Below are 10,767 nucleotides of genomic sequence, written 5' to 3' on the forward strand. Positions count from 1 at the left end.
AAGGACTTCCCGCGCTGCGGGCGGCGGAGTGTAACATGCGCGGCAGTGAGCCCCCCGACCGGACCGGTTTGGGGGCTTGGTGCTTCAAGAGAACCCTTCGAACACGATGCATCCGCCTTTTTGCCGCCTGGCACGGGGCTGATGCGCTGACCGGTGCCGATGAAATACGAGCTTCTGATCGGGCTTCGCTACGTGCGCGCAAGGCGCCGTGCGGCGGGCCGCAACGGTTTCATTTCCTTCATCTCGATGGTGTCGATGCTGGGCATTGCGCTCGGCGTCGCGGCGCTGATCGTGGTGCTTTCGGTGATGAACGGATTCCAGCGCGAACTGCGCGAACGCATCCTTGGCGTTGCGGCACATGCGCAGGTGGTGGCTTACGAGGGGGATCTGCCCAACTGGCAACAGGCCGCCGACATTGCCCAGGCCTACCCCGGCGTGCGCGCGGTGGCGCCCTTCGTGCAGCAACAGGGCATGCTCTCGCTGGGGGAAACCGCGCGTGGCACGCTGGTGCGTGGTGTGCTGCCCGAGGCTGAGAACCGGGTGGCGAACTTTGCCGACAAGATGAAGGCCGGCAAGCTCACCGATCTGAAGCCGGGCGAGTTCGGCATCATCCTCGGATCAGATCTGGCCAAGTCGATGGGCATCCTGCCGGGCGAAAAGATCACGCTGATTGCGCCAACCGGGCTTGTCACCCCGGCTGCGATCCTGCCGCGCCTCAAGCAGTTCACGCTGGTAGGCGTGTTCGATACCGGCATGTACGAATACGACGCCGGCCTTGCGCTGATCCACATGCAGGACGCCCAGGCGCTCTACCGCATGGGGGATTCGGTCTCGGGCGTTCGCCTTGCCCTCAACGATCTTTACGCGGCGCCGCGGATCGCTCGCGAGCTGTTGTCGCGGCTTGATCCAAGCGTCGGCGTCACCGACTGGACGCGCAGTCACGCCAACTTCTTCCGCGCGGTGCAGATGGAAAAGAAGGTGATGTCGATCATCCTCTCGCTGATTGTGGCGGTGGCGGCCTTCAACATTGTTTCGACCTTGGTGATGGCGGTGCAGGACAAGCAGGCAGATATCGCGATCCTGCGCACGCTGGGCGCATCGCCGCGCTCGATCATGGTGGTGTTCGTCATCCAGGGCGCGATCATGGGCCTGATCGGGCTTGGCATCGGGGTCACCGGCGGCGTCTTGCTGGCGCTGAATCTGGAAACCGTGGTGCCGGCGATCGAGCGGGCGCTGGGTCTGCAGTTCCTCGCCAAGGATGTGTATTTCATTTCAGATTTGCCCTCGCAACTCTTGTGGGGCGATGTGTTCACCATTACTGCGATGGCATTTGTCGTGACGCTGTTGGCGACCTTGTATCCAAGCTGGCGTGCCGCCCGCATCAACCCGGCGGAGGCGCTGCGCTATGAGTGAGAACGAAGCGCTCTCCTGCAGCGGCTTGGGGCGTCGCTATGGCGATGGCCCCGGCGCGGTCACGGTGCTCACCGATGTCGAACTGACGGTGGCAAAGGGCGAAAGCGTCGCCATCGTCGGTGCATCGGGCTCGGGCAAGAGCACCTTGCTGCACCTGCTCGGGGGGCTCGACAAGCCCACCACGGGCACGGTGCGCCTGCTCGGGCGGGACTTTTCGACCCTCTCGGAAGCCGATCGCGGGCACTTGCGCAATGCCTCGCTCGGCTTCGTCTACCAGTTCCACCATCTCTTGCCGGAGTTCTCGGCGCTTGAGAACGTGGCCATGCCGCTCTTCATCCGCCGCATGCCGCGCGCACAGGCATTGGAGCGGGCGGCGGCGATGCTCGAATCGGTGGGCTTGGGGCACCGGCTGGAGCATGCGCCGGGCGAGCTGTCGGGCGGTGAGCGGCAACGCGCGGCAATCGCCCGCGCCCTGGTCACCGAACCTGCCTGCCTGCTGGCCGACGAGCCGACCGGCAACCTTGACCGGGCAACCGCCGAAACGGTGTTCGGCGTCATGCTGGAACTGCGCCAGCGCATCGGCACCGCCGTGGTGATCGTGACGCACGATCCGACGCTGGCCGCGCGCGCCGACCGCCGCCTTCAATTGACCGACGGCATCCTCGGCGCGGCCTGACTCAATCGCGCGGGGGTTCGAGCCGGAGCATCTCTTCCAGTTCGCGCCGGCCTGATGGCGTGCACATTGCGATCAGGGTATCGCCCGGCATCAGCACCGCATCGTCCTGCGGGTTGAAGAGCCAGTCGTCTTCACCGCGCACTGCCAGCAGGATGTAGTGCGCGCTGCGGGTGCGCAGGTGCGATAAGTCGCGCGGCTCGAAGCTGGCCGGCACCTTCACTTCCTCAACCCGCAAGCGGTGCTCGGAACGCAGCATTTCGTCGAGGAAGGACACCACATGCGGCCGGATCATCGCGGCGACGATGCGCACGCCGCCGGTGAAGTCTGGCGAGACCACTTCGTTGGCGCCCGCCTTGCGCAGCTTGGCGATGTTGCGCGGTTCGTGGCTGCGCGCAACGATCCGGATGTGCGGATTGATCTGCCGCGCCGTCATCGTGATCATCAGGTTCAGGCTATCGTCGCCAGTGACCGCGAACACGCCGCGTGCGCGTTCGAGGCCGGCGTCGATCAGCAGTTCGTCGTCCGAGGCATCGCCGTGCAGGTAAAGCAGGCACTCGTCGCGCTCCTTGCGCTCTTCAAGCAGCGCCAGATCGTTGTCGATCGCCACAAAGGCACGGCCGGTCACCTCCAGCTCTGCCGCCACATTCTGGCCGACGCGGCCATAGCCGCAGACGATGTAGTGGTCGTTCATCTTTCCCATCGTGCGTTGCATGCGTTTCCTCCGCAGCGTGGCGTTGAGGTCGATCTCAAGCAGAAATACCGTCAGTGTCGAGAACAGGAACCAGACGGTTGCCAGCCCGGCGGTGCCGATCACCATCGTGAAGACGCGGCCGGCGGGGCTCTCGCGCATGTCGATGATTTCGCCAAAGCCGATCGTGGCGACGGTGATGAAGGTCATGTAGGCCGCGTCGAGCCAGCCGTGCGTGGGGTGGCCGATGATGCGGTAGCCGATCGTGCCGATCAGCATCACCGCCAGAAGTGCCGCGCCGCCCAGCACGGCCTTGTGCGACAGCCGGTGCGAGGTGCGCGACATGGCGCGGTGCACCGCAAGGGCGTAGTGGTGCTGCACCCGCTTGCGGCGGCGGCCAAGCATTCGGATCGGATTGGGCAGGCGCATGACCGGATCGCGAAATGGACTGCACCATTGGTACCACGCCTCGAAGTGGCATGACCGCGATGCAGATCAAGAGCGTGCTCGCCAGCGTGCCAGCGGGCACGTGCCGGGCACACGGGCGGATCAGCGTGGCGGCGCTGAGCGCGCCGCGCTGTCGCCCGGTGGCGATCAGGCGGCGGCGGGCGCTTCGGCCTTGGATTTGGCGAGCGAAACGGTGTCGCCGGCCGGCATGCCTTCGGTGGCCCAACGGTCCAGCTCGCCCATGATGGCGGCGTAGGTGTCTTCGCTGATCTGCGGTAGCGTGCCGCCAAACACTTGCCGCGCCTGGTCGAAGCCTTTCTGAACCGCGGCACGGATGTTCTCCAACTGCGCCGGGTCGTTGCCGGTGGCAAGTTTGGCGAAGCTCAGAATCCGTTCGGCGGTCTTGCGCACGCCAAATTCGCCGTCCTCGGCGATGGCCGCCTTGGCTGCTTCAATTGCGGCCGGGTCCGCGGTCAGCCGTTGCTCACCGCTGGCGAGCTTGGCGAGGTTGAGGCCCTGCTTTTCAAGCAGGGGTTGCAGGTAGGCCATGATGTCGGCGACCTGCTTCTTCGATGCCTCCAGCATTGCCTGCAAGTCCGGCCTGGCTGGGTCTGTTTCGGCGGTGCGTGCCTTTCGCGGGTCGCTGTACGTGATGGGTGCCTCGTTTCGCCGGCTGCGCAGTTCAAGCGAATCCTGCGCGGGCGGTGGCGCCGGCGCCTTCGCTTGTGCCGGCTCGGCGAGACGGCCCGGCATGATCACGCGCGGGCTGACGGTGTTGATGGCAAGTGACATGAGCTTGACCTCCTGTTCACTGGAGTGCGCGCGCCCGGCAAGGTTCCGGTTTGCGCAGGCATCCATGACATGGATCAGGAACGGTGGCCGCCCGGCCTTGGCGCAAGCGTGAATCCCGCCACGGCCGGCGCGGCCACCCAGCGCCGAGAATGCATGCATCATGCAAACGACAAGGCGGCGCCCGGCGTGGCGCTGGTGATTCCTCTCGCGCTCGGCCTGCTGGGCGGAAGCCTGGCGCTGCAGGCTCAGTCGCAGCTGCCGCCACCGGCGCTCGCGCTGGGCTTTCTGGCGCTGGGGCTGGCGCTTGGCCTTGCGGCCTGGCTCGCGCGCCAGCGTGTCGTCTGGCCTGCCGTGCTGGTTTTTTGCGCCGCCTTCGTGCTGGCGTTCGCCACCGCGGCCCTGCGCGCGCATCCGCGCCTGGCCGACAGACTGGCGCCCGCCCTCGAAGGGCAAGACCTTCGGCTGCGCGGCACCGTGATCGAGATGCCGCGCCGCACCGATCACGGGCTTGCCTTCGCCTTCGAAACCCTCGCCCCGCCGCAAGGCGTGCCGGGGCGTTTGCAACTGGCCTGGTACCGGAGCAAGGCGGCCGCAGTGCCGGATCTGCGTGCGGGCGACCGATGGGCCCTGACGGTGCGGCTCAAGCGTCCGCACGGCAGCCTCAACCCGCATGGGAGCGACCGCGAGGCCCAGTTGCTGGCGCAGGGGATCGGCGCAACCGGTTACGTGCGCGACCCGGCCGGCGCCGAGCGCCTTGCGGACGGCGCGTGGGCACCGATGCTTGCGCTGGAAGGCTTGCGCCAGCGTCTGCGTGAGCGGTTCGAGCGGGCTTTGCCGGATTCGCCCTGGCGCGCCGTGCTGGTGGCGCTGGCGATTGGCGATCAGAGCGGCGTGAGCGCTGCGCAGTGGACCCTCTTCTCGCGAAGTGGGATTACCCACCTGGTTTCGATCTCGGGTCTGCACGTCACTGTCTGGGCGCTGCTGGCGGGCGCCGTGCTGGGCGGCCTCTGGCGGCGAATCCCGAGCCTTGTGCTTCGTGCGCCGGCGCAGTCGGTGGCGGCGCTGGGCGGCATCGTCGCCGCCGCCGCTTATGTGGCCATCGCCGGCGCGGCGACACCGGCGATGCGCTCGCTCATCATGCTGGCAGTAGCCGCCCTGGCGACGCGTGGCGGGCGCTCGATTCGCCCTGCGCAGGCGCTGGCCGCGGCCCTGGCGGCGGTGCTGATCTTCGATCCGTGGTGTGTGCTGAGCAAGGGCACCTGGCTGTCCTTCGCGGCAGTGGCGGTGCTGTTGTGGGCGGCCGCCGCCTCTCACCACCGCCAGCCGGCGTGGCGGCGCTGGCTCACGGCGCAGTGGGCGATCGGCCTTGGCATGCTGCCCTTGCTGCTGGCGCTCACCGGGCAGGTGTCCGTGGTTGCGCCGCTGGCGAATCTTGTGGCGGTGCCGGTCGTCACCTTCGTGCTGTTGCCGATCGAGTTTGCCTTTGTCGTGTCCGATTGGGCACCGCTGGCGCATCTGGCGGCGGCGATCTTCGAGCTGCTGGCGGAAGGGCTTTCGTGGGTGTCAGCGCCCGACTGGGCAATCTGGCAGCAAGCCGCCGTGCCACCCGCCCTGATTGTTCTGGCAAGCGCCGGCGCGCTCTGGGCGCTGGCGCCGCGCGGCGTGCCGGGGCGGCTTGCGGCGATTGCGCTGGTGCTCGTCCTGCTCGGCTGGCGCCCGGCGCGGCCGCCCGAAGGGGTATTCGATCTGGTGATGCTGGATGTGGGGCAGGGCCTGGCGGTGCATCTGCGTACCGCCCGGCACGACATGTTGTTTGATGCCGGCCCGAGTTTCGGTGCCAGCGCCGATGCAGGCCAGCGGATCGTGGTGCCTTACCTGCGCGGTGAAGGCGTCGCGCGGCTCAATGGCCTGGTGCTCAGCCATGCGGACACCGACCATACCGGCGGTGCCGCGTCGGTGCTGGGGGCACTCGGATCGCGCTGGCTGATGGGCTCGCTGCCATCCACCTACGCTTTTCCTGAACACGCGCCCAAGCCGCTGCGCCGATGTGAGCGGGGCGAGCGCTGGGTGTGGGACGGAGTGGCATTCGAGGTGCTGCACCCGCCGGCCGGGCAGGCCCAGGGCGGCAATCGCGACAGTTGCGTGATCCGCGTCGAGGCCGGTGGCCATGCCGCGCTGCTGGCGGCAGATATCGAGGTCGCCTCGGAGCGCGATTTGCTTGCTGCGGGGCGCCTGCCGCGCACCGACATCGTGATTGCGCCGCATCACGGCAGCCGCAGTTCGTCCAGCCCGGAATTCATCGCCGCACTTGCGCCGCAATGGGTGTTGTTTCCGGTGGGCTACCGCAGCCGGTTCGGCCATCCACACGCAGACGTGCTCGCCGCTTACCGCAACGCGGGTGCGACCGACCTGCGCTCGGACCGCGACGGCGCGGTGCGCCTGCGCGTATCGGCCAGCGGTATCGAAGTCGAGCGCTGGCGCGAGCGGGCGCACCGCTACTGGCATGCTGAGCCGACCCCCGCGCAGTGATAGACTTTGCGCCATGCAAGGCGGCTGGGGGGGCAAATGCTCACAGGCATCAAGGCGTGGTTGTTGGGCCGTTCGGCGCAGGGCATGCGCGAAGCATCCGTGCGCTGCGCCAATCCGCAAGGCCTGCACCGGATGCGCTACACCGAGTGGGGCGATCGGCATAATCCCAAGGTGCTGGTCTGTGTGCATGGTCTGACCCGCAACGGGCGTGACTTCGACGATCTCGCGCAGGCGCTTGCGCCGCATTACCGCGTGTTGTGCCCCGATGTGGCGGGGCGCGGGCGCAGCGATTGGTTGCCCGACAAATCCGGCTACGGCTTGCCGCAGTACGTCTCTGACATGATGGTGCTGCTCGCGCGCAGCGGCGCCGAGTCGGTCCACTGGCTGGGTACGTCGATGGGGGGGCTGATCGGCATGCTGATCGCTGCGCAGCGCGATTCGCCGATCACTCGCCTGGTCCTCAACGATGTCGGCCCGGTCATCACCGCGGCCTCGTTGCGCCGGATTGGCGAGTACGTGGGGCGGGCGCCGGCTTTCCCCGACAGGGCGCGCGCCGAGGCCTACATCCGCGCAGTCAGTGCGCCCTTCGGGCCGCTGACCGATGCGCAGTGGCGGCACCTGACCGACACCTCGCTGCGGCCGCTGCCCGGCGGCGGCTTTGAAGTGAACTACGACCCCGGCATCGGCGACGTCTTCCGCGCCACCCCGGTGCTCGCGGACCTTGAGCTGTGGCCGATTTATGATGCGATTCGTTGCCCGACCCTCGCCTTGCGGGGTGAGACCTCGGATCTGCTGACACCCGAAGTGCATCGCGAAATGGGCCGGCGCGGGCCGATGGCGCGGCTGGAGCAGGTGCCGGGTGTCGGCCACGCGCCAATGCTGATGGACGCGGCGCAGATCGCGCTGGTGAAGGATTACCTGCTGGGGGATTGATGCTTTCCGGATTCTTGAACCAACTCGGGCTCCTCGACTGGCTGGGGTTTTGCTGGTTCCTCGCTTGCTGGGTCGGCTATGGCTATGCCATCGATCGCGCGGCGAAGGGCGACCGCAGCCTGCTGGCAACCAGCCACCGTGAGCGCATCGAATGGGCGCGGCAGATGCTCGAGCGCGACAACCGGATCTCGGACGTGTCGCTGGTGGGCAACCTGATGGGCAGCGTCTCTTTCTATGCCAACACCTCGATCTACATCCTCGCCGGCCTGATCGCCCTGATCGGCGGCCTCGATCGCGTCATCACCGCCACCGCCGAGTTGCCCTTCGCCGTCAGCACCAGCCGCGAGCTGCTTGAATTCAAGCTGCTGATGCTGCTGGTGATCTTCATCGTCGCCTACTTCAACTTCACCTGGTCGCTGCGGCAGTTCAACGTCCTGTCGATCGTCATGGGCGCCGCGCCCGCGCCGTCCGCAGGGCAGGCGGAAAAAGACGTCTCGGTGCGCAAGATGGCGGCGGTTAACACCTCAGCGGGCGACGCCTTCAACGCCGGTATTCGCGCCTACTACTTCGGCCTTGCGGTGGTGAGCTGGTGCATCAATGCCTGGGTTTTCATCGGCATGAGTGCAATCGTGCTGGTCGTGCTGGCGCGGCGCGATTTCGCAAGCCGCACCGCGGTCGCCATGCGTGACTGAGGCATCGCCGGATACCGCGGAGCTGGATCGGCGGCGCGCGGCGTGGATGGCCCGACTTCCCTGCGCCCCGGCGTGACTCAGCGCTCTTCCGGTAGATAGTTCGAGATAAATTTCACCACTTTGGTCTTGGCGGTCGGACACGTAACTCTGGTGGGTGACGGCAGCGCAGCGGTAGCGGTCATCGACGCCGCCCCACCCTCGCCTCCTCCTCGGCCAAAGCGGTCCGTCGACGTCACGTCGATCTGCTCGCCAACGTCAGCTAACGAGTGTCCCGGTACTCATCGGTATCGGCCACGAGCAGCCGCTGACTGTTACGTTTCAGTTGGACCATTAACGTGCGCAGAGCTGTTTTTTGTCGTGGCGATTCTTGATCTAGTACAGACCCATGAAAACTGTTGGCGGGATACTTTGCGCGGCCGCGCCCCCCGGCTCCTTCGGCGCAACCCTGTGCGCCCCTCAAGAATGGAAACGGATGGCCTCGAAGCGACTGCTTCCGGGTTGCCGAGGACAAGGGATTATCTTAAGGCGTCCTCGCAAGCCTCGCTTTCTCAACGCGAGTCGTTCCAAGGAACACCTAAAAACCTCAAAGTAGAATGGATCTAAGCTAACAAATTGGAGATTTCTATGAGCATCCCACGTATGCGTAACTTGTTCACGGCGAGATGTATTGGCACACCGTTGCGCGCCACAATCCGATCATCTTTAAATTCAATCGTCTTCGTGCTTAGTTTGCTGGTCAGCCTAGTCGCCGGGAGCCCGACTATCCAGGCAGCGACTTCAGTTGCGCAATCATCGGCGGATCTGGAGCGCCAACTGATTCATGCGCGTGGCATCGAGGCCGTTCTTTGGTCCATGCCGGCGATCAGCGACGTCTTTTTCCGCGAATCCCTGTTTCGTGACTACGGGATGAAGCCGGGCGACGTACTAGTCATGAGTAAGCCATTAGTCGCGCGGCACGAAGTTCTCACCGCCAACAACCAAGTGAATTACGCCGCCATGGCGTTTGATCTCACCAATGGACCGTTCGTCATCGAAATACCTGCGAGCAGCGACGAATACGCGGTGATCGGCGAGATCTGCGACAACTGGCAGGCTCCTGTAACCATGGTCGGGATCGAGGGGCCTGATGGCGGCAAGGGAGGCAAATATCTGCTTTTACCTCCGGGCTACAAAGAAGAAGCGCCCGACGGCTACTTTGCGATCCAAATGCAGGGCTTTCATGGGACGCTGGTTTTTCGGCCGGTGGTGGTTGGCAAGGGGACGATGGCCGGATCGGTCGAACTGGCCCGACAAACCAAAAGCTACGCTCTCGCCGATGCGGCAAACCCCAATCCCACGCGTGTCCTGGATGGATGGGACAAGCCTTGGCACTCGCTGCCCGTGTACGACATCAGCTGGTTCTCCTATCTCTCCAAGTTCGTTAACGAGGAGCCGGTACGCGAGCGCGACAAGGTCATGATCGGGATGCTATCGACGCTCGGGATCGAAAAGGGCAAACAGTTCAAGCCCGACGCGGCAACGACCAAGGTGCTAAACGCTGCAGCGCAGGACGCCTACCGAATCATGCAGGACGGATTTGTGACCTCGGGCAAGGCACTTTCGGCGTGGTGGCCCAATCGGCAGTGGATGAACATCAACGCTGCGTTGCTCAAAAAAACGGGTGAGGCTTGGTCGTTTGAGACCGCCGACGCTGTGTGGACCTATGATCGTGCCGTGGCACCGTTTTTCTGGGCGAATTACCTTCCCATGAAATTGGGTGGGCAGCAACTCTACCTAATGGGGCTACGCGATTCGTCGGGCGCTCTTTTGTCTGGTAAGAATAATTACAAGTTGCGCGTGCCCGCCGATGTTCCCGTCGATAAGTTCTGGTCCGTAATCGTATATAGCAAAAAGACAAAATCCTTCATTCCCAATGCACAGAATAGGGTTGGTTTGGATTCCTACGACAAGGCGAAACTACAAAGAAATGCCGATGGATCTGTCGACATTTACCTCGGTAGCAAAGCGCCGCCTGTAGGGTACGAGAGCAACTGGCTTCCGTCGGCGGGTCAAGACTTCTTTCTAATCTTCCGCTTTTACGGACCACAGAAATCCGTTTATGAGAGAACCTGGGTCGCGCCGGATATCGAGCGGATTCAGTAGGAATCTCTGCAGTTGGCTGTTTGCCATTTCTTGAGTTGCACAGTGGGTGAAATTAGCTGAGTACTAACTTTTCAACCTCCCCGAAGCAGCCGTTCACCAACGGCTGCTTGGTAGAAACGCGAATGACTCCTTGGGGGCGGATGCGAGCGGCCGGGGGATTTCAAAGCTGACGTTCGCCTGCTGACCGCGCACGATCACCTGAATGTCGGCTAACGGCCGAAGACCTGTCGGCGAGCCAAAGCCCGTGCTGACAGCTTCCAGCCTTGAGCAGATTGCCGAGGTTTTAGGATGACTGGCAGCTGAGGCCGCCAGCTGACATTGAATCGCCCCGGGTTTTGAGGAGGCTCCCACTCTTGAGAAGATGGAGCCATGAAGAAGTCGAACAAGTTCTCGCCTGAGGTTCGTGAGCGCGCGGTGCGCATGGTGCAGGAACATCGCGGGGAGTACCCATCGCT

The 10,767-nt window shown here is 64.7% G+C and carries 9 protein-coding genes; 6 read left to right on the forward strand and 3 right to left on the reverse strand.

Annotated features, from left to right (window positions below; translation table 11 throughout):
• Positions 1-159 precede the first annotated feature (159 nt).
• Together OPU71_RS19655 and lolD are read left to right on the forward strand one after the other, a co-directional pair.
• Positions 160-1,413, forward strand: a complete 1,254-nt coding sequence (locus tag OPU71_RS19655) for a lipoprotein-releasing ABC transporter permease subunit (protein WP_267729767.1) — start codon at positions 160-162, stop codon at positions 1,411-1,413.
• On the forward strand, positions 1,406-2,089 hold the full coding sequence (gene lolD / locus OPU71_RS19660) for a lipoprotein-releasing ABC transporter ATP-binding protein LolD (protein ID WP_267729768.1): 684 nt from the start codon (positions 1,406-1,408) through the stop codon (positions 2,087-2,089). Before OPU71_RS19655 ends, lolD begins: the two co-directional genes overlap by 8 nt.
• A gap of 1 nt (position 2,090) precedes the next feature.
• On the opposite strand, the gene OPU71_RS19665 is transcribed toward lolD, so the two are convergent.
• On the reverse strand, positions 2,091-3,206 hold the full coding sequence (locus OPU71_RS19665; RefSeq protein WP_267729769.1) for a potassium channel family protein: 1,116 nt from the start codon (positions 3,204-3,206) through the stop codon (positions 2,091-2,093).
• Between the two features lie 165 nt (positions 3,207-3,371).
• Complete coding sequence (locus tag OPU71_RS19670; protein ID WP_267729770.1) at positions 3,372-4,016, reverse strand: hypothetical protein; 645 nt, start codon at positions 4,014-4,016, stop codon at positions 3,372-3,374.
• 153 nt (positions 4,017-4,169) lie between these two features.
• Between OPU71_RS19670 and OPU71_RS19675 the strand changes: the two genes are divergently transcribed.
• From OPU71_RS19675 to OPU71_RS19690, 4 genes are all read left to right on the forward strand, one after another.
• Complete coding sequence (locus OPU71_RS19675; protein WP_267729771.1) at positions 4,170-6,545, forward strand: DNA internalization-related competence protein ComEC/Rec2; 2,376 nt, start codon at positions 4,170-4,172, stop codon at positions 6,543-6,545.
• Between the two features lie 36 nt (positions 6,546-6,581).
• The gene (locus OPU71_RS19680; RefSeq protein WP_267729772.1) at positions 6,582-7,478 is read left to right on the forward strand and encodes an alpha/beta fold hydrolase; all 897 of its coding nucleotides are present in this window, start codon (positions 6,582-6,584) and stop codon (positions 7,476-7,478) included.
• Complete coding sequence (locus OPU71_RS19685; protein WP_267729773.1) at positions 7,478-8,170, forward strand: DUF599 domain-containing protein; 693 nt, start codon at positions 7,478-7,480, stop codon at positions 8,168-8,170. The genes OPU71_RS19680 and OPU71_RS19685 overlap by 1 nt, the downstream gene beginning before the upstream one ends.
• 624 nt (positions 8,171-8,794) lie before the next feature.
• Positions 8,795-10,312 carry a DUF1254 domain-containing protein gene (locus OPU71_RS19690; RefSeq protein ID WP_267729774.1) on the forward strand — a complete coding sequence of 506 codons (1,518 nt, stop codon included), beginning with the start codon at positions 8,795-8,797 and terminating at the stop codon, positions 10,310-10,312.
• A gap of 93 nt (positions 10,313-10,405) precedes the next feature.
• Here OPU71_RS19690 and OPU71_RS19695 read toward each other — a convergent pair.
• On the reverse strand, positions 10,406-10,767 hold a 362-nt coding region (locus OPU71_RS19695), incomplete at its 5' end, for a hypothetical protein (protein WP_267729775.1).

The sequence above is a fragment of the Niveibacterium sp. 24ML genome (assembly GCF_026586805.1).
Classification (GTDB): Bacteria; Pseudomonadota; Gammaproteobacteria; order Burkholderiales; family Rhodocyclaceae; genus Niveibacterium.

Bases quoted from the DNA above. Each gene is read 5' to 3' on its own strand.
- OPU71_RS19655 (WP_267729767.1), top strand. From the start codon at position 160: ATGAAATACGAGCTTCTGATCGGGCTTCGCTACGTGCGCGCAAGGCGC.
- lolD (WP_267729768.1), top strand. From the start codon at position 1,406: ATGAGTGAGAACGAAGCGCTCTCCTGCAGCGGCTTGGGGCGTCGCTAT.
- OPU71_RS19665 (WP_267729769.1), bottom strand. From the start codon at position 3,206: ATGCGCCTGCCCAATCCGATCCGAATGCTTGGCCGCCGCCGCAAGCGG.
- OPU71_RS19670 (WP_267729770.1), bottom strand. From the start codon at position 4,016: ATGTCACTTGCCATCAACACCGTCAGCCCGCGCGTGATCATGCCGGGC.
- OPU71_RS19675 (WP_267729771.1), top strand. From the start codon at position 4,170: ATGCATCATGCAAACGACAAGGCGGCGCCCGGCGTGGCGCTGGTGATT.
- OPU71_RS19680 (WP_267729772.1), top strand. From the start codon at position 6,582: ATGCTCACAGGCATCAAGGCGTGGTTGTTGGGCCGTTCGGCGCAGGGC.
- OPU71_RS19685 (WP_267729773.1), top strand. From the start codon at position 7,478: ATGCTTTCCGGATTCTTGAACCAACTCGGGCTCCTCGACTGGCTGGGG.
- OPU71_RS19690 (WP_267729774.1), top strand. From the start codon at position 8,795: ATGAGCATCCCACGTATGCGTAACTTGTTCACGGCGAGATGTATTGGC.